Origin of the sequence: Sporosarcina pasteurii, assembly GCF_041295575.1 — a bacterium.
Lineage (GTDB): Bacteria > Bacillota > Bacilli > Bacillales_A > Planococcaceae > Sporosarcina > Sporosarcina pasteurii.
Genome location: NZ_CP160452.1, coordinates 2,528,435 through 2,546,660, shown reverse-complemented (window position 1 = coordinate 2,546,660; position 18,226 = coordinate 2,528,435). Strand labels below are relative to the sequence as shown.

Sequence of the window (18,226 nt, the reverse complement as noted above, 5' to 3'; positions counted from 1 at the left end):
ATATAAAAATTGAGTGGGAGCTGTTCCAAATGGCCAGAACATACACAACTGGAGAAAAGCTCACCGGAAAAGTAACGGGCATTCAACCATACGGAGCCTTCGTAGCGTTAGACGAGAATACGCAGGGATTAGTTCATATTTCTGAAATTACGTATGGGTTCGTAAAAGACATTAACGATTACATTTCGGTAGGTGAAGAAATAGAGGTAAAGGTGCTTGAAGTGGATGAGGAAGCTGGGAAAATCAGTCTTTCTATACGAGCATTGCAAGAAGCGCCTGAAAAAAGAAACGATAACCCACGAAAATCGTTACAAGCACGCGTAAACGAACGCGATGCTGAAGGCTTTAATTCATTGAAAGAAAAGTTAAAAGATTGGATTGGCAAATCTGGTCAATAAACTGAGGGATGGGCGATGTGCCGTCCCTCTTTTTTTGTTGTTCGGCTTCAGGCGGCAAACGCTCGGGTCATAAGCAAACTGTCTATGTGGCAAAGTTCGCCACGTCGACAGTTCGACTTATGCCTGTTGCGGTACTACGCCGCCATCAGCTTTTAGTAGTTGTAAATTACCCATTCATGACTCTTTAATTTTGCGTAAACGATATTGCAAACTTTGTCTGCTCATGCCAAGTGCTTGAGCAGTTTTTGTAATGTTTCCCTCATATAACTTCAAGGCTTTTTCAACATAATAAGCTTCGGCCTCTCTTAAATATTGGTCAAGAGATAATAAGTCTTTATCTCGTTGAACGATAAAATCTTCGAACCCAATCGTATCATCATTTAAATCCCCATTTTTAAGTCGGAAATGTAATGGAAGCATTTCATAAGTAATCATTGTTTCTGTCGTGGCGAGAGAAGTGATTTCATCGAGTAAAAACTCCAGTTCTCGCATATTTCCTGGCCAATGATAGTGATTGAAAATCTTTTCAATTTCAGGTGTAACACCTGCTAAACTGCTTTTATATTGTGCGCTCCTTTTTGTTAAATAAGCGTCAATAAAAGGCATAATGTCTTTTTTGCGTTTTCTAAGTGGAGGAATTTGAATTGCGAACGATGCAAAGAAATAATATAAATCTTTGAGTAGTACCCCTGAAGCAATTAAGTCAACAGGATCATCCCCGATACTGGCGATAAACTGTAAGTTTTTCCACTCTTTTTTTGTTAAAATATCCAACAGTTTTTGTTGTAAAGGCATTGTCAATAAATCAATACGTTCACAAAAAAGTGTCAATGATTCATCATTCGTTAACGTTTCATATAACCGATTAATCGTAAGTGAATCGGAGTTCTGACAATGAAGCGTGTAAAAATAATCATTTTTAAGTGATAACTCGCTATGAATACATTGTGCAAGTAAATCTTTACCAGTGCCAGCTTCACCAATTAATAACACGGGTAGTTTAGCTTCCGCAGCTTTTTTAGCTGTAGCAATCACTGTTTTCATCGAATTAGAAGCTGCAGTTAATTGGCTAAACGTTGTGAGGTCCTGACTTTGATGAACCGGTTGATGTAAAAGATTTTCTAGTGCAGTAATATCTTGAGAGAGTTCCACCGCACCGATGAGCTTACCCTGATCAAAAATCGGATACGTATCATTAATTGTTGTAATTTGAATTCCGTTACGATTCCAGTATGTTTGTTTCACATTCAATAATTCTTTCCCGCTTTGTAAAACTTTTAGTAGTGTACTTTCATCGTGTTCAAAGTTAAATAATTCAACGATTGTTCGATCTTGAATATCTTCCAATGCCAACCCTTCGATTTGCTTCATTTTTTTATTGTAAATAATCGTTTTTCCTTGTTTATCAATTGCATGAATACCAACACCTGCTTGTTCGACTGCGAATATGTAAAAAGGATATAGAAAGTCTATGCTTTTCTGCAAAAATCCCACCGTCCAATCATTTATTTGAACAAATAGTTAAAAATACTTGAAATTAGCAATGATCTTTTGCATTATTATATATGTAAGCGAAACCAAAGTGCAAATATTTTTTGCGTCTAGTGTTCTATTAAAAGGAGGATAAATACATTGATTCCATACAAACACGAACCATTTACAGATTTCACCAAGAAGGAAAATGAACAAGCTTTACTTGAAGGATTTAAAACAATTGAAGGATATCTTGGACAAGACTATCCATTAATCATTGGCGGAGAACGTATTATGACAGAAGACAAACTTGTCTCGTTTAACCCGGCAAATAAAGAAGAAACAATTGGTCGCGTATCAAAAGCGAGCAGAGATCTGGCTGAAAAAGCAATGAACGTTGCAGATGAAACGTTTAACACGTGGAGAAAAATGAAGCCTGAATTCCGTGCAGATGTTTTATTCAAAGCGGCTGCGATTGTTCGTCGTCGTAAACATGAGTTTTCAGCACTTCTAGTTAAAGAAGCAGGAAAACCATGGCACGAAGCGGATGCAGATACTGCTGAAGGAATTGACTTCTTAGAGTATTATGCTCGTCAAATGCTTCAATTGAAAGAAGGTATGCACGTTGAAAGCCGTCCTGGCGAATATAACCAATTCCACTACATCCCACTAGGCGTTGGCGTTGTTATTTCACCATGGAACTTTGCTTTTGCAATTATGGCTGGTACAACTGCAGCTGCGCTAGTAACGGGTAACACTGTATTACTAAAACCAGCTTCGACAACGCCAGTCGTTGCTTACAAATTTATCGAAGTACTTGAAGAAGCAGGAATGCCAGCAGGCGTAGTAAACTTTATCCCTGGTTCAGGTTCTGAAATCGGTGACTATATCGTTGACCACCCAAGAACACGTTTTGTTTCATTCACAGGTTCACGCGAAGTTGGAACGCGCATTTATGAGCGCGCAGCTATTGTAAACGAAGGACAAATTTGGCTGAAACGTGTAATTGCAGAAATGGGCGGTAAAGACACAATCGTAGTTGATAACGATGCAGATTTAGACTTAGCTGCTGAAGCTATTGTTAAATCAGCATTTGGTTTCAGCGGACAGAAGTGTTCTGCTTGTTCACGTGCTGTCATTCATGAAGATGTGTATGATGAGGTTGTTGAACGAGTTGAAAAACTGGCGAAAGAAACGACATACGGCGATCCAATTGATAATCAATCATTCACAGGTCCAGTAATTGACCAAGCTTCTTACGATAAAATTATGAGCTATATCGAAATTGGTAAAGAAGAAGGTCGTCTTGTTGCAGGTGGAGTAGGAGACGATTCCAAAGGATTCTTCGTTGCACCGACAGTATTCGCAGATTTAGCGCCGGATGCTCGTTTAATGCAAGAAGAAATTTTTGGCCCAGTTGTTGGAATTACAAAAGCGAAGGATTTCGATGAAGCAATCGAAATTGCAAATAACACAGATTACGGTCTAACTGGCGCAGTCATTACAAACAACCGTGAACATATTGAACAAGCACGTGAAGATTTCCACGTTGGAAACTTATACTTCAATCGCGGATGTACAGGTGCAATTGTAGGTTACCATCCGTTTGGTGGCTTTAATATGTCAGGTACAGATTCAAAAGCTGGAGGACCAGATTACTTACAGCTTCATATGCAAGGCAAAACAACTTCAGAAATGCTATAATAATAGAAATTGGCAGACTACCGTCTAAAGTAGTCTGCTAATTAATACGGGGGAGGGATTTTAAATGTCAGTAACATCAGTAACAGAAGGTAATATTTCTCAAACAGAAAAATTTGGAGCTAATAACTATCATCCGCTGCCGATTGTAATATCCGAAGCGGAAGGGGTTTGGGTATCAGATCCTGAGGGCAATAAATACATGGATATGTTAGCTGCATATTCTGCAGTGAACCAAGGACATCGCCATCCTAAAATCATTGATGCTTTAAAGGAACAAGCAGATCGTGTAACGCTTACTTCACGTGCTTTCCACAATGATCAGCTTGGCCCATGGTACGAAAAAATTTGTCAGTTATCAGGAAAAGATATGGCGCTTCCAATGAATACAGGTGCTGAAGCTGTTGAAACAGCTATTAAAACTGCACGTCGTTGGGCTTATGACGTAAAAGGTGTACAAGACGGACAAGCTGAAATCATTGCTTGTAATGGAAACTTCCACGGTCGAACAATGACTGCGGTTTCGTTGTCATCAGAAGCTGAGTATCAGCGTGGCTTTGGCCCGATGTTACCTGGAATTAAACATGTTCCATTTGGAGATATTGAAGCGCTTGAAGCGGCAATTACACCAAACACTGCTGCATTTCTAATTGAACCAATTCAAGGTGAAGCTGGTATTTTAATCCCTCCAAAAGGTTTCTTGAAGGCTGCTAGCGAGTTATGTAAAAAACATAATGTTTTATTTATTGCTGATGAAATTCAAGCAGGTCTTTGCAGAACAGGTAAAATGTTTGCTTGTGATTGGGAAGAAGTGGAGCCTGATATGTATGTTTTAGGTAAAGCATTAGGAGGCGGCGTATTCCCAATTTCTTGTGTCGTCGCAAACGAAGATATTTTAGGCGTATTCAACCCAGGGTCTCATGGGTCAACTTTCGGTGGAAATCCAATGGCTTGTGCAGTATCCATTGCTTCATTAGAAGTGCTTGAGGATGAAAAACTTGCGGATAATTCTATTGAACTAGGTAACTACTTTATGGAAGAGTTACGTAAAATCGAACATCCATCTATTAAGGAAGTCCGCGGTCGTGGTTTATTTATCGGTGTTGAACTACATGAAGAAGCTCGTCCTTATTGTGAACAGTTAAAAAAATTAGGGCTTTTATGTAAAGAAACACATGATACGGTGATTCGATTTGCTCCACCACTTGTTATTAAAAAAGAAGAGATTGATTGGGCACTAGAAAGAATTAAAAAAGTCTTTAATTCATGACAAATTAGTTTGAACGAAAATCGCGATATGATACAATAGTTGCGAAGAAAAAATTTATTCAAAGAGGCGAAATAACAATTGACTGATAATATGCAGCTGCTCACGTCCACACAGGATGTCATTAAAGAGGCACTTGATAAACTTGGTTACGATGAAGGTATGTATGAACTTTTGAAAGAGCCACTCCGCATGATGGAAGTACGAATTCCGGTTCGTATGGATGACGGTAAAGTGAAAGTGTTTACTGGATTCCGTGGCCAACATAACGATGCTGTTGGTCCGCTTAAAGGCGGTGTTCGTTTCCACCCAGAAGTTGACGCTGTTGAAGTGAAAGCTCTTGCAATGTGGATGACGTTAAAGTGCGGTATTGTTAACCTACCTTATGGCGGAGGAAAAGGTGCTGTTATTTGTGACCCACGAGAAATGTCTATGGGCGAACTAGAACGTTTAAGCCGTGGATATGTTCGTGCATTGAGTCAAGTAATGGGACCTGCGAAAGACATTCCTGCTCCTGACGTGTTTACAAATGCTCAAATTATGGCATGGATGATGGATGAGTATAGTCGAATTGACGAATTTAACTCACCAGGCTTTATAACAGGTAAACCGATTGTTCTTGGAGGGTCTCAGGGCCGTGATCGTGCGACAGCAGAAGGTGTAACAATTGTTATCGAAGAAGCTGCGAAAAAACGTGGCATCGATATGAAAGGTGCTCGTGTCGTGATTCAAGGATTCGGAAACGCAGGTAGTTTCCTATCTAAATTCCTTCATGATGCAGGTGCGAAAATCGTCGGGATTTCAGATGCATATGGTGCACTCCATGATCCAGATGGATTAGACATTGATTATTTACTAGACCGTCGCGATAGCTTCGGAACAGTAACAACTCTTTTCGAAGATACAATTACAAACAAAGAATTATTCGAGCTTGATTGTGATATTATCGTTCCAGCAGCAATTGCTAACCAGATTACTGAGGAAAATGCACATAATATTAAAGCGAGCATCGTTGTTGAAGCGGCAAATGGTCCGACAACAGCAGAAGCTACACAAATACTTACTGAGCGCGGTATTCTTCTAGTACCAGACGTATTAGCAAGTGCAGGTGGCGTTACTGTATCTTACTTCGAGTGGGTACAGAACAACATGGGCTACTATTGGACAGAAGATGAAGTACGTGAAAAATTAACAGCTAAAATGGTTGACGCGTTTAATAATGTTTACACGACAGCAACCACTCGAAATATCGATATGCGTTTAGCTGCTTATATGGTAGGAGTTCGTGCAACAGCGGAAGCATCTCGTTTCCGTGGCTGGGCATAAACCGACCACTAAAACATCTCCCGATTATCGGGAGATGTTTTTTAAATTTCGGTTTTTGGCGTTCTATGTTCTATCTTATCCCGATCACGCCGTTCGTCAAAAAGTAAACCTAAGATAATAAGGCCGGAAATACCAATTAAGATATAAATAAGTCTTGCAATCGGTTCAGCGGATCCGCCAGCTAGTTGTGCAACAACATCAAAACGAAAAAATCCTGCAACTCCCCAGTTTAAAGCACCAATAATTGCCAGTGCGAGCGCAATTCTATGCATCGTTCCCATAGATAGACACCTCCGTTATTATTATGCCCAATTGTACAATGAACATACATCTCGCTGAAAAATGAAATTATATTGGATACAAGCCATGTAAGTGAGTATGTATATTCGCGCATACTACTAAGTGATTGCATTCACTTCTGTTTTTATTGATAATGAAAGATGAAATGGGAGGAATGGTTGAAGATGAATGATTTCACATTTTATAATCCAGTTAAATTAATTTTTGGAAAAGGACAGTTATCAAAGTTAGCAGAAGAGTTACCAACGTACGGGAAGAAAGTGCTCGTTGTCTATGGTGGCGGAAGTATTAAGAAAAACGGCTTATACGATGAGTTGATGGCGGTTTTACAAGAAGTTGGAATGGAAGTACATGAATTTTCAGGGGTTGAACCAAATCCTCGCGTATCTGCAGCAAGAAAAGGTGCAGCGATTTGTAAGGAGGAAGACATTAACGTCATCCTTGCGGTAGGCGGTGGATCAGTCATTGACTGTACAAAACTTATTGCTTGTGCAGCGAAATATGATGGAGATCCTTGGGATTTCGTTACTCGAAAAGCAAAACCAACAGATGCCTTGCCATTTGGGACCGTATTGACTTTGGCGGCAACAGGTTCGGAGATGAACGCTGGGTCTGTTATTACAAATGAAGAAACACAAGAAAAATACGGATGGGGAAGTCCGTTTAATTTCCCGAAGTTTTCCATCTTAGATCCAACATATACGTTATCTGTTCCGAAAGACCAAACGATTTATGGGATTGTTGATATGATGTCCCATATTTTTGAACAATATTTTAATGAAGCGTCAAATACGCCAATCCAGGATGAAATGTGTGAAGGCGTTTTGCGAGCAATTATTGAAGACGCACCGAAACTGGTAGAGGACTTAGACAACTACGAATTAAGAAAGACAATTCTCTTAGCAGGTACATTAGGGTTAAATGGATTTTTACGCCTTGGTTATCAAGGAGATTGGGCGACACATGAAATAGAACATGCCGTTTCAGCGGTATATGACATTCCACATGCTGGCGGACTCGCAATATTATTCCCGCATTGGATGCGTTATAACGTACATGTGAATCCGGATCGTTTTGCGAAGTTCGCAAAAAATGTTTTCGGTGTGAATCCTGAAGGAAAAACAACGGAAGAAATTGCTTTCGAAGGGATTAACCGCTTAAGTGCATTTTGGTCTTCCCTTGGGGCACCAGAAAGGCTAGCGTATTACGGTATTGACGATTCTAAAATTAGTCTAATGGCTGAAAAAGTAACAGTGAATGGTAAGATAGGTAGGTTTAGTAAAATCGGTAGAGAAGATGTAGAAGAAATTTTAAGAGTTGCATTGTAAAAAACGTATGCGTCACGCTAGATTCTAAGCGCGACGCATACGTTTTATTCAGGGAACTTGGAGGAATTGTCATTATTGTTGCTTTTGTTCGATTCTGTCCAAGTACGGACGCCATCATCTTCATCAAAAGAAATGATAACGTCTTGAACTCCTTTTTGATTTAGAATAATTTTCATCAGTCTATCGCGAATGTCGTCTACGTATGAGACCGTATGAGAAGCTGTCACTTCCAACACAACTTCAACGTGGAGGAATTCACCCTCTTTTACAACTTCTAAACGTTGAATATCTTTGACATCTTCATCTGCTGCAACGATGCGCGCGATATGGTCAAGCATTTCTTCGTCTGTTTCACCTATTGCACCTTTCGCATTTTCCAAAAATATTTTACCGACAACGTAGAACATCATTAAACCAATTAATATAGAAGCAATTCCTTCTGCTGCTAGTAAACCAAAAAAGTGAGCAATAAGAACAGCGGTAAAAGCAAGTACGCCTCCTAATGTTGCGACGAGGTCTTCCATAAAGACTAACTTAGTTGGCGGTTTTGCTTTATTTAAATGAAGAAAGCTAGTCGTAATAGGCGCAAGCCCACCTTTATCTATCCCTACCTCATGCAAAATTTCCTTCCCTGCTTTATAGAGGACAACGAACTCCAGTATAATTGCTATTCCTAGTACAGAAAGATTAATGAGAAACCCGCTCGATTCAGTAGGATTTAGAATATGATGCCAACCTTCTTTGATGGCTTCATAAGACATAATCGCCACGACAATCACCGCACCGAGACAGACTAAGTTCACGACTCGACCAAAACCGTTTGGAAATTTTGGTGTAGGTGCTTTTCTTGATAAAGCTGATCCAATAAAAACAAAATACTGATTGGCGGCATCTCCAAGTGAGTGCATGGTTTCCGCGAACATAGCAACATTCCCGGTAAAGAAAAACGCGATTCCCTTTAATGCAGCGATAATTGTGTTGACGACGGCTGCTAATAAGGAAGGTTTATTTCCTTCTTTCAAAAGTTGTAAAATGTCTTTCATATTAATCTAATCCTCCATTTATGAAAAGAACTCTATTTCAACTGAATGTACATAAGGTAGTTCAATTAATTCTTGATATAATTGTGATGTTGTTTTTTTAGGCACAGTAGAGATTCGGAAAAATAGTTTATGACTTACTTGTTCGTTTAGTAACAGTTGTTTAATTCTTAAATTCTCGATAAACATTTTGTCAGATTCAAGGTATTGAATAAGATTATCGATATTATTGCTATCCAATAATATGATGGTAAATGCTGCTTCTTTTTGCCGAAGTCTTTTCGGGCCGAGCTTTGATAAAATAGGCGCAAGAACTTCAATGACTAGCATCACACTCAGTACTGCAAATGCAGCCTCTATATAGAAGCCGGCACCAACTGCAATCCCAATGCTAGCCGCTCCCCAAATCATTGCGGCCGTCGTGAGACCCGTTATATTGTCATTATCCTTTCGTAATATTGCTCCAGCTCCAAGAAATCCGACGCCACTTACGATTTGTGCTGCTAAACGAAGAGGGTCCATCGTAACGTTAATATCAGTTCGTGCGGGAACGAGATATGCAGCCTCAATAGAAATAATCGTCAGTAGACAGCTAAACGTTGCTATTACAGCACTCGTTTTAAACCCTATTGGTTTCTTCTTAATCTCTCTCTCCACACCGATGATTAAACTTAAAGCTAATGCGATGATAATTTTCATTAATGCATCTAGATAAATCGTTTCGCTAATAAGCCCTATCAACCGCAATTCTCCTTTCACATGTTATAGTTTCTTCTTAAATCTAAAATGGTATACTAGATATCGTATTTCCGAATAAAAGGAAAAACTAACATGATATTTGAAGGAGAAGTGTTTTTTATGGAAAGACCCGCGGTTCATCCTTATATTCCAATCATAATAGGTGTGATATCGGTCGCGCTTTCTGCTATCTTTGTGAAGTTAGCTACAGCAGATGCCGGAGTGATTGCATTTTATAGGATGTTATTTTCAGTACTATTAATGTTGCCCGTATTTCTTTTAAAATATAGATGGGAAATATCTTTTTTAAAACGAAAGGATTGGATCTATTCATTAGTCGCTGGTGTATTATTGGCTTTCCATTTTATATTTTGGTTTGAGTCGCTAAATTATACATCGGTAGCAAGTTCAACAGTACTTGTTACGCTGCAACCAATTTTTGCTTTTGCCGGTACATATTTTTTCTTTAAAGAAAAAGTTTCATTTAAAGCTATATTGTCAGCTATTATTGCAATTACAGGTAGCGTCATTATTAGTTGGGGAGATTTTAAGGTGAGTGGTACTGCATTATATGGTGACATATTAGCGCTAATCGGTTGCGCGTTTATTACTGCTTATCTTTTATTCGGTCAAGATGTAAGAAAAAGAATCTCTCTCATTACATATACGTTTGTTGTCTACTCAATCAGTACAATAACTCTATTTATATATGTAATTATTAAAGGAGAATCTTTAGGACCTCATCCAAGTGCGGATTGGTTTTGGTTTATTATGCTGGCACTTATACCGAACTTGTTAGGTCATACATTATTTAATTGGGCTTTAAAGTGGGTAAGTACAAACGTTATCTCTATTGCAATCCTTTTAGAACCTGTTGGTGCATCTATTTTAGCTTATTATGTGTTCCACGAAACACTAAGTGTTAGCCAAATTACTGGTGGAATCGTTGTTATAATGGGGATCTTGCTGTTTATCGTAGACCCTCGAATGTTTAGAAAACTTAAACTTCATAAAAAGACTTGATTTATAATTGCTGTTTGGTGTATATTAATACTTGTCTTCAGGACGACGTCACAACTTAAACGAAAAGCTTTTAAAAAACTTTCTTAAAAAAGTTGTTGACAAAGAAATGAGGATTTGATATATTAGAGAAGTCGCTTCGGGCGACAGGCTCGAAAGTGAGCCATCTAATCAACAAGTATGAACCTTGAAAACTGAACAGCAAAACGTCAAGATATAACAACTACAAATCAACTTGTTGGTTTGTAGGAAACGAATCTTTGGATTCGAAATTGGACATCTTAATGATGCCAGCAAAGAAATCGAGCTAATCGAATTTCTCTATTATGGAGAGTTTGATCCTGGCTCAGGACGAACGCTGGCGGCGTGCCTAATACATGCAAGTCGAGCGAACAAAGGAAGAAACTTGTTTCTTCCTTTGTTAGCGGCGGATGGGTGAGTAACACGTGGGCAACCTGCCCTGCAGTTGGGGATAACTCCGGGAAACCGGGGCTAATACCGAATAATCAGTTCTTTCGCATGAAGGAACTCTGAAAGACGGCTATGCTGTCACTGCAGGATGGGCCCGCGGCGCATTAGCTAGTTGGTGAGGTAACGGCTTACCAAGGCGACGATGCGTAGCCGACCTGAGAGGGTGATCGGCCACACTGGGACTGAGACACGGCCCAGACTCCTACGGGAGGCAGCAGTAGGGAATCTTCCACAATGGACGAAAGTCTGATGGAGCAACGCCGCGTGAGCGAAGAAGGTTTTCGGATCGTAAAGCTCTGTTGTGAGGGAAGAACAAGTACAGGAGTAACTGCCTGTACCTTGACGGTACCTCATTAGAAAGCCACGGCTAACTACGTGCCAGCAGCCGCGGTAATACGTAGGTGGCAAGCGTTGTCCGGAATTATTGGGCGTAAAGCGCGCGCAGGCGGCCTTTTAAGTCTGATGTGAAAGCCCACGGCTTAACCGTGGAAGGTCATTGGAAACTGGAAGGCTTGAGTACAGAAGAGGAAAGCGGAATTCCACGTGTAGCGGTGAAATGCGTAGAGATGTGGAGGAACACCAGTGGCGAAGGCGGCTTTCTGGTCTGTAACTGACGCTGAGGCGCGAAAGCATGGGGAGCAAACAGGATTAGATACCCTGGTAGTCCATGCCGTAAACGATGAGTGCTAAGTGTTAGGGGGTTTCCGCCCCTTAGTGCTGGAGCAAACGCATTAAGCACTCCGCCTGGGGAGTACGGCCGCAAGGCTGAAACTCAAAGGAATTGACGGGGACCCGCACAAGCGGTGGAGCATGTGGTTTAATTCGAAGCTACGCGAAGAACCTTACCAGGTCTTGACATCCCGCTGACCGGTATAGAGATATACCTTTCCCTTCGGGGACAGCGGTGACAGGTGGTGCATGGTTGTCGTCAGCTCGTGTCGTGAGATGTTGGGTTAAGTCCCGTAACGAGCGCAACCCTTGACCTTAGTTGCCAGCATTCAGTTGGGCACTCTAAGGTGACTGCCGGTGACAAACCGGAGGAAGGTGGGGATGACGTCAAATCATCATGCCCCTTATGACCTGGGCTACACACGTGCTACAATGGACGGTACAGAGGGTTGCCAACCCGCGAGGGGGAGCTAATCCCATAAAACCGTTCCCAGTTCGGATTGCAGGCTGCAACTCGCCTGCATGAAGCAGGAATCGCTAGTAATCGTGGATCAGCATGCCACGGTGAATACGTTCCCGGGTCTTGTACACACCGCCCGTCACACCACGAGAGTTTGTAACACCCGAAGTCGGTGGGGTAACCCTTTTGGGAGCCAGCCGCCGAAGGTGGGACAGATGATTGGGGTGAAGTCGTAACAAGGTAGCCGTATCGGAAGGTGCGGCTGGATCACCTCCTTTCTAAGGATATTTAACGGAATGAAGAGAAAGTTCTCTTCAACTTGACGTTTTGCGTTCAGTTTTGAGGGTTCATTCATTTGAACTTTCATTACTTGTTCTTTGAAAACTGGATAAAACGACATTGAAATAAACACAAATGTAGTAATGTATGAATCAATTGTTGTATATCGCTATACAACGTTGGTTTTAAGGTTAAGTTAGAAAGGGCGCACGGCGGATGCCTTGGCACTAGGAGCCTATGAAGGACGGCACTAACACCGATATGCTCTGGGGAGCTGTAAGTAAGCTTTGATCCAGAGATTTCCGAATGGGGAAACCCACTGTTCGTAATGGAACAGTACATATACGTGAATACATAGCGTATATGAGGCACACCCGGAGAACTGAAACATCTAAGTACCCGGAGGAAGAGAAAGAAAATCGATTCCCTGAGTAGCGGCGAGCGAAACGGGAACAGCCCAAACCAGGAAGCTTGCTTCCTGGGGTTGTAGGACACTCTATACGGAGTTACAAAGGAATGCATTAGATGAAGCGACCTGGAAAGGTCTGCCATAGTGGGTAATAGCCCCGTAATCAAAAGTGTATTCTCTCCAGAGTGGATCCTGAGTACGACGGAACACGTGAAATTCCGTTGGAATCCGGGAGGACCATCTCCCAAGGCTAAATACTTCCTAGTGACCGATAGTGAACCAGTACCGTGAGGGAAAGGTGAAAAGCACCCCGGAAGGGGAGTGAAATAGATCCTGAAACCGTGTGCCTACAAGTAGTCAGAGCTCGATGCTGTTTCTTCGGAAACAAGCTGAGTGATGGCGTGCCTTTTGTAGAATGAACCGGCGAGTTACTGATTACATGCAAGGTTAAGCAGAGAATGCGGAGCCGCAGCGAAAGCGAGTCTGAATAGGGCGTTTTAGTATATAGTCGTAGACCCGAAACCAGGTGATCTACCCATGTCCAGGGTGAAGGTAAGGTAACACTTACTGGAGGCCCGAACCCACGTATGTTGAAAAATGCGGGGATGAGGTGTGGGTAGCGGTGAAATTCCAATCGAACCTGGAGATAGCTGGTTCTCTCCGAAATAGCTTTAGGGCTAGCCTCAAACGTTAGAATCTCGGAGGTAGAGCACTGTTTGGACTAGGGGCCCATCCCGGGTTACCGAATTCAGACAAACTCCGAATGCCGATGATTTTTGTTTGGGAGTCAGACTGCGGGTGATAAGATTCGTAGTCGAGAGGGAAACAACCCAGACCACCAGTTAAGGTCCCCAAGTATTCGTTAAGTGGAAAAGGATGTGGCGTTGCCCAGACAACCAGGATGTTGGCTTAGAAGCAGCCACCATTTAAAGAGTGCGTAATAGCTCACTGGTCGAGTGGCGCTGCGCCGAAAATGTACCGGGGCTAAACGAATCACCGAAACTGTGGATTGACACCTTTGGTGTCAGTGGTAGGAGAGCGTTCTAGGGGCGTCGAAGCTAGACTGTAAGGACTAGTGGAGCGCCTAGAAGTGAGAATGCCGGTATGAGTAGCGAAAGAAGGGTGAGAATCCCTTCCACCGAATGCCTAAGGTTTCCTGAGGAAGGCTCGTCCGCTCAGGGTTAGTCGGGACCTAAGTCGAGGCCGAAAGGCGTAGACGATGGACAACAGGTTGATATTCCTGTACCACCTCCCCGCCGTTTGAGTAATGGGGGGACGCAGTAGGATAGGGTGAGCGCACGGTTGGTAATGTGCGTCTAAGCAGTAAGGTGTGAAACGAGGCAAATCCCGTTTCTATAACATTGAGCTGTGATAGCAAGGGGAATTTTCCCCGGAGTCCCTGATTTCACGCTGCCAAGAAAAGCCTCTAACGAGGCGGGAGGTGCCCGTACCGCAAACCGACACAGGTAGGCGAGGAGAGAATCCTAAGGTGATCGAGAGAACTCTCGTTAAGGAACTCGGCAAAATGACCCCGTAACTTCGGGAGAAGGGGTGCTCTGATAGGGTGTTAAAGCCCGAGAGAGCCGCAGTGAATAGGCCCAGGCGACTGTTTAGCAAAAACACAGGTCTCTGCAAAACCGTAAGGTGACGTATAGGGGCTGACGCCTGCCCGGTGCTGGAAGGTTAAGGGGAGAGGTTAGCGCAAGCGAAGCTTTGAACCGAAGCCCCAGTAAACGGCGGCCGTAACTATAACGGTCCTAAGGTAGCGAAATTCCTTGTCGGGTAAGTTCCGACCCGCACGAAAGGCGTAACGATCTGGGCACTGTCTCAACGAGAGACTCGGTGAAATTATAGTACCTGTGAAGATGCAGGTTACCCGCGACAGGACGGAAAGACCCCGTGGAGCTTTACTGCAACCTGATATTGAATTCTGATGCAGTCTGTACAGGATAGGTAGGAGCCTTTGAAACCGGAGCGCCAGCTTCGGTGGAGGCATCGGTGGGATACTACCCTGACTGTATTGGAATTCTAACCCATGCCCCTTAGCGGGGTAGGAGACAGTGTCAGGCGGGCAGTTTGACTGGGGCGGTCGCCTCCTAAAGAGTAACGGAGGCGCCCAAAGGTTCCCTCAGAATGGTTGGACATCATTCGTAGAGTGCAAAGGCATAAGGGAGCTTGACTGCGAGACCTACAAGTCGAGCAGGGTCGAAAGACGGGCTTAGTGATCCGGTGGTTCCGCATGGAAGGGCCATCGCTCAACGGATAAAAGCTACCCCGGGGATAACAGGCTTATCTCTCCCAAGAGTTCACATCGACGGGGAGGTTTGGCACCTCGATGTCGGCTCATCGCATCCTGGGGCTGTAGTCGGTCCCAAGGGTTGGGCTGTTCGCCCATTAAAGCGGTACGCGAGCTGGGTTCAGAACGTCGTGAGACAGTTCGGTCCCTATCCGTCGCGGGCGCAGGAAATTTGAGAGGAGCTGTCCTTAGTACGAGAGGACCGGGATGGACATACCGCTGGTGTACCAGTTGTCTTGCCAAAGGCATAGCTGGGTAGCTACGTATGGACGGGATAAATGCTGAAAGCATCTAAGCATGAAGCCCCCCTCAAGATGAGATTTCCCATTACGCAAGTAAGTAAAATCCCTCAAAGATGATGAGGTTGATAGGTCCGAGGTGGAAGCATGGCGACATGTGCAGCTGACGGATACTAATCGATTGAGGACTTATCCTTAAATACATTGCAGTTTGTTGTATTCAATGTTTTGTTTATCCAGTTTTGAAAGAACAAAAAAACTTTCAAAAAAGGCTTGCATTAACTTGTAAAGTTTGATATAATAAATATTGTCTTGAGTTGATTGAGACAAGCTAAGTCTGGTGGCGATAGCGAAGAGGTCACACCCGTTCCCATACCGAACACGGAAGTTAAGCTCTTCAGCGCCGATGGTAGTTGGGGTTAGCCCCTGCAAGAGTAGGACGTTGCCAGTCTTGTGATTTTCACTTGAAATATTACATATCAAATCGACGCATGGACATGCGATGTTCATATATTATATTTATAAAAACGGAGGATTAGCTCAGCTGGGAGAGCACCTGCCTTACAAGCAGGGGGTCGGCGGTTCGATCCCGTCATCCTCCACCATTACACTTGATGAACGCCGGAGTAGCTCAACTGGTAGAGCAACTGACTTGTAATCAGTAGGTTGAGGGTTCAAGTCCTTTCTCCGGCACCATATTTAGAGCCATTAGCTCAGTCGGTAGAGCATCTGACTTTTAATCAGAGGGTCACAGGTTCGAATCCTGTATGGCTCACCATTATATGACTTGCCTTCATAATGGATATGCGGGTGTGGTGGAACTGGCAGACACGCTAGACTTAGGATCTAGTGCCTTCGGGCGTGGGGGTTCGACTCCCTTCACCCGCACTTTATACGCGGAAGTAGTTCAGTGGTAGAATATCACCTTGCCAAGGTGGAGGTCGCGGGTTCGAATCCCGTCTTCCGCTCCATTGACTAAGCCGGGGTGGCGGAACTGGCAGACGCACAGGACTTAAAATCCTGCGGTAGGTTTCTACCGTACCGGTTCGATTCCGGTCCTCGGCACTAGTTAGTTAATAGTTGTTAAATAGCGCCCGTAGCTCAATTGGATAGAGCGTCTGACTACGGATCAGAAGGTTATGGGTTCGACTCCTGTCGGGCGCGCCAACTAAACTTAATTTTATTAATCTCGGGAAGTAGCTCAGCTTGGTAGAGCACTTGGTTTGGGACCAAGGGGTCGCAGGTTCGAATCCTGTCTTCCCGACCATTTCCTGGGGCCTTAGCTCAGCTGGGAGAGCGCCTGCCTTGCACGCAGGAGGTCAGCGGTTCGATCCCGCTAGGCTCCACCAATTTAAAACAATTAGTATTACCTTTCGAGAAAAAGGATAATTCTTCAATCTCTTAATGATATCTTGGCGGCGTAGCTCAGCTGGCTAGAGCGTCCGGTTCATACCCGTAAGGTCGGGGGTTCGACTCCCTCCGCCGCCATTCCTGAGGACCTTTAGCTCAGTTGGTTAGAGCAGACGGCTCATAACCGTCCGGTCGCAGGTTCGAGTCCTGCAAGGTCCATCACTTTAAATTTAATTATGGAGGAATACCCAAGCCTGGCTGAAGGGATCGGTCTTGAAAACCGACAGGGGTGTTAAAGCCCGCGGGGGTTCGAATCCCTCTTCCTCCGCCATATTATCTTTGAAGGATGGAAACTAAAGGAATGTTAATTAGATAAACACACTAGAAGCGTAGTAAGTCAATCAAATTTAATTCATATTATTATCGCGGGGTGGAGCAGCGGTAGCTCGTCGGGCTCATAATCCGAAGGTCACAGGTTCAAATCCTGTCCCCGCAACCAAATATTTCAATTTCTGTAATTTTTACTAGAAGTGTAGAAGTTTAATTAATTTAATTCATTTCATAATATTATCGCGGGGTGGAGCAAATCGCATCACAACGAATGCGATTAACACCGACAGTGACAAAGTCACGAAAGGTGTAAACATATCATAAGCGTAGTAAGTCAATCAAATTTAATTCATATTATTATCGCGGGGTGGAGCAGTGGTAGCTCGTCGGGCTCATAACCCGAAGGTCGTAGGTTCAAATCCTTCCCCCGCAACCAAATGGTCCCGTGGTGTAGCGGTTAACATGCCTGCCTGTCACGCAGGAGATCGCGGGTTCGATTCCCGTCGGGACCGCCATTTTTATAATAAAGGCTTAGTAGCTCAGTCGGTAGAGCAAAGGACTGAAAATCCTTGTGTCGGCGGTTCGATTCCGTCCTAAGCCACCATGATATGCGGGTGTAGTTTAATGGCAAAACCTCAGCCTTCCAAGCTGATGATGAGGGTTCGATTCCCTTCACCCGCTCCAATTTGGGGCCTATAGCTCAGCTGGTTAGAGCGCACGCCTGATAAGCGTGAGGTCGGTGGTTCGAGTCCACTTAGGCCCACCATTCCGCAGTAGCTCAGTGGTAGAGCAATCGGCTGTTAACCGATCGGTCGTAGGTTCGAATCCTACCTGCGGAGCCATTCATACGGGGAAGTACTCAAGTGGCTCAAGAGGTGCCCCTGCTAAGGGCATAGATCGCGTAAGCGGTGCGAGGGTTCGAATCCCTCCTTCTCCGCCATAAGTTTGGCCCCTTGGTCAAGCGGTTAAGACACCGCCCTTTCACGGCGGTAACACGGGTTCGAATCCCGTAGGGGTCATACATACTGTTAATTTCTTATTAATCTAATAAGAAATTAACAGTTTTTTTATGTTTTTCTTGTCCAATGACATTGGTAAAGATATCTATCGGCCATTTTTAAAATAATTCAAA

10 protein-coding genes, 21 tRNA genes and 3 rRNA genes are annotated in these 18,226 nt (G+C 43.5%); 30 read left to right on the top strand and 4 right to left on the bottom strand.

All coding sequences use genetic code 11. From position 1 onward, the window contains the following. The first annotated feature begins 29 nt into the window (after positions 1-29). Positions 30-398, top strand: a complete 369-nt coding sequence (gene yugI, locus AB1H92_RS12190; RefSeq protein WP_115362644.1) for a S1 domain-containing post-transcriptional regulator GSP13 — start codon at positions 30-32, stop codon at positions 396-398. Positions 399-572: 174 nt separating this feature from the next. Here the strand turns inward: yugI and AB1H92_RS12185 are convergent, their stop codons facing one another. Continuing rightward, positions 573-1,883: a sigma 54-interacting transcriptional regulator gene (locus AB1H92_RS12185; RefSeq protein ID WP_115362642.1), complete on the bottom strand. Its 1,311-nt coding sequence runs from the start codon at positions 1,881-1,883 to the stop codon at positions 573-575. A gap of 147 nt (positions 1,884-2,030) precedes the next feature. Here AB1H92_RS12185 and pruA point away from each other — a divergent pair, with 147 nt between their 5' ends. The 3 genes from pruA (at position 2,031) to AB1H92_RS12170 (ending at position 6,165) form a co-directional block, all read left to right on the top strand. Continuing rightward, positions 2,031-3,575, top strand: a complete 1,545-nt coding sequence (gene pruA / locus AB1H92_RS12180; protein WP_115362640.1) for an L-glutamate gamma-semialdehyde dehydrogenase — start codon at positions 2,031-2,033, stop codon at positions 3,573-3,575. A gap of 64 nt (positions 3,576-3,639) precedes the next feature. Beyond that, a complete protein-coding gene (locus AB1H92_RS12175) occupies positions 3,640-4,842 on the top strand; it encodes an ornithine--oxo-acid transaminase (RefSeq protein ID WP_115362638.1) in 1,203 nt (400 codons plus the stop codon). Between the two features lie 90 nt (positions 4,843-4,932). Further along, positions 4,933-6,165, top strand: a complete 1,233-nt coding sequence (locus AB1H92_RS12170; protein ID WP_172481080.1) for a Glu/Leu/Phe/Val dehydrogenase — start codon at positions 4,933-4,935, stop codon at positions 6,163-6,165. Positions 6,166-6,206: 41 nt separating this feature from the next. Here the strand turns inward: AB1H92_RS12170 and AB1H92_RS12165 are convergent, their stop codons facing one another. Then, positions 6,207-6,446, bottom strand: coding sequence for a DUF378 domain-containing protein (locus tag AB1H92_RS12165; protein ID WP_115362634.1), 240 nt, complete (start codon positions 6,444-6,446; stop codon positions 6,207-6,209). A 183-nt stretch (positions 6,447-6,629) separates the two neighbouring features. On the opposite strand from AB1H92_RS12165, the gene AB1H92_RS12160 reads away from it, so the two are divergent. Further along, complete coding sequence (locus AB1H92_RS12160; RefSeq protein WP_115362632.1) at positions 6,630-7,793, top strand: iron-containing alcohol dehydrogenase; 1,164 nt, start codon at positions 6,630-6,632, stop codon at positions 7,791-7,793. A gap of 44 nt (positions 7,794-7,837) precedes the next feature. Here the strand turns inward: AB1H92_RS12160 and AB1H92_RS12155 are convergent, their stop codons facing one another. Next, positions 7,838-8,836 carry a cation diffusion facilitator family transporter gene (locus AB1H92_RS12155; protein WP_115362630.1) on the bottom strand — a complete coding sequence of 333 codons (999 nt, stop codon included), beginning with the start codon at positions 8,834-8,836 and terminating at the stop codon, positions 7,838-7,840. A gap of 18 nt (positions 8,837-8,854) precedes the next feature. Continuing rightward, positions 8,855-9,532, bottom strand: coding sequence for an MgtC/SapB family protein (locus tag AB1H92_RS12150; RefSeq protein WP_115364151.1), 678 nt, complete (start codon positions 9,530-9,532; stop codon positions 8,855-8,857). 159 nt (positions 9,533-9,691) lie between these two features. On the opposite strand from AB1H92_RS12150, the gene AB1H92_RS12145 reads away from it, so the two are divergent. The 25 genes from AB1H92_RS12145 (at position 9,692) to AB1H92_RS12025 (ending at position 18,113) form a co-directional block, all read left to right on the top strand. Next, positions 9,692-10,594, top strand: coding sequence for a DMT family transporter (locus AB1H92_RS12145; protein ID WP_115364150.1), 903 nt, complete (start codon positions 9,692-9,694; stop codon positions 10,592-10,594). Positions 10,595-10,914: 320 nt separating this feature from the next. Next, positions 10,915-12,469 (top strand): 16S ribosomal RNA (locus AB1H92_RS12140). Between the two features lie 190 nt (positions 12,470-12,659). After that, positions 12,660-15,611: ribosomal RNA gene (locus AB1H92_RS12135) — 23S ribosomal RNA — on the top strand. 139 nt (positions 15,612-15,750) lie between these two features. Continuing rightward, positions 15,751-15,865 (top strand): 5S ribosomal RNA (gene rrf / locus AB1H92_RS12130). Together the 16S, 23S and 5S rRNA genes with 21 tRNA genes alongside form the textbook arrangement of a ribosomal RNA operon. Before the next feature lie 78 nt (positions 15,866-15,943). Then, positions 15,944-16,019: transfer RNA gene (locus AB1H92_RS12125), tRNA-Val, on the top strand. 15 nt (positions 16,020-16,034) lie between these two features. Beyond that, positions 16,035-16,110, top strand: a tRNA-Thr gene (locus tag AB1H92_RS12120). Between the two features lie 6 nt (positions 16,111-16,116). Continuing rightward, positions 16,117-16,192: transfer RNA gene (locus tag AB1H92_RS12115), tRNA-Lys, on the top strand. 28 nt (positions 16,193-16,220) lie between these two features. After that, positions 16,221-16,302, top strand: a tRNA-Leu gene (locus tag AB1H92_RS12110). Between the two features lie 8 nt (positions 16,303-16,310). Further along, positions 16,311-16,385: transfer RNA gene (locus AB1H92_RS12105), tRNA-Gly, on the top strand. An 8-nt stretch (positions 16,386-16,393) separates the two neighbouring features. After that, positions 16,394-16,479: transfer RNA gene (locus AB1H92_RS12100), tRNA-Leu, on the top strand. Positions 16,480-16,504: 25 nt separating this feature from the next. Beyond that, positions 16,505-16,581: transfer RNA gene (locus tag AB1H92_RS12095), tRNA-Arg, on the top strand. 23 nt (positions 16,582-16,604) lie between these two features. Continuing rightward, a tRNA-Pro gene (locus tag AB1H92_RS12090) sits at positions 16,605-16,681 on the top strand. A 6-nt stretch (positions 16,682-16,687) separates the two neighbouring features. Continuing rightward, positions 16,688-16,763 (top strand) — tRNA-Ala (locus AB1H92_RS12085). A gap of 65 nt (positions 16,764-16,828) precedes the next feature. Next, positions 16,829-16,902 (top strand) — tRNA-Met (locus AB1H92_RS12080). Positions 16,903-16,909: 7 nt separating this feature from the next. Then, positions 16,910-16,983, top strand: a tRNA-Ile gene (locus AB1H92_RS12075). A 19-nt stretch (positions 16,984-17,002) separates the two neighbouring features. Further along, positions 17,003-17,095, top strand: a tRNA-Ser gene (locus AB1H92_RS12070). A 93-nt stretch (positions 17,096-17,188) separates the two neighbouring features. Next, positions 17,189-17,263, top strand: a tRNA-Met gene (locus tag AB1H92_RS12065). 192 nt (positions 17,264-17,455) lie between these two features. Further along, positions 17,456-17,530, top strand: a tRNA-Met gene (locus AB1H92_RS12060). Between the two features lie 3 nt (positions 17,531-17,533). Further along, positions 17,534-17,609 (top strand) — tRNA-Asp (locus AB1H92_RS12055). A 13-nt stretch (positions 17,610-17,622) separates the two neighbouring features. Continuing rightward, positions 17,623-17,698: transfer RNA gene (locus AB1H92_RS12050), tRNA-Phe, on the top strand. 6 nt (positions 17,699-17,704) lie between these two features. Next, positions 17,705-17,778: transfer RNA gene (locus tag AB1H92_RS12045), tRNA-Gly, on the top strand. A gap of 5 nt (positions 17,779-17,783) precedes the next feature. Further along, a tRNA-Ile gene (locus tag AB1H92_RS12040) sits at positions 17,784-17,860 on the top strand. Between the two features lies 1 nt (position 17,861). After that, positions 17,862-17,936 (top strand) — tRNA-Asn (locus AB1H92_RS12035). 7 nt (positions 17,937-17,943) lie between these two features. Then, positions 17,944-18,034, top strand: a tRNA-Ser gene (locus AB1H92_RS12030). 7 nt (positions 18,035-18,041) lie between these two features. After that, positions 18,042-18,113: transfer RNA gene (locus AB1H92_RS12025), tRNA-Glu, on the top strand. Positions 18,114-18,226 lie beyond the last annotated feature (113 nt).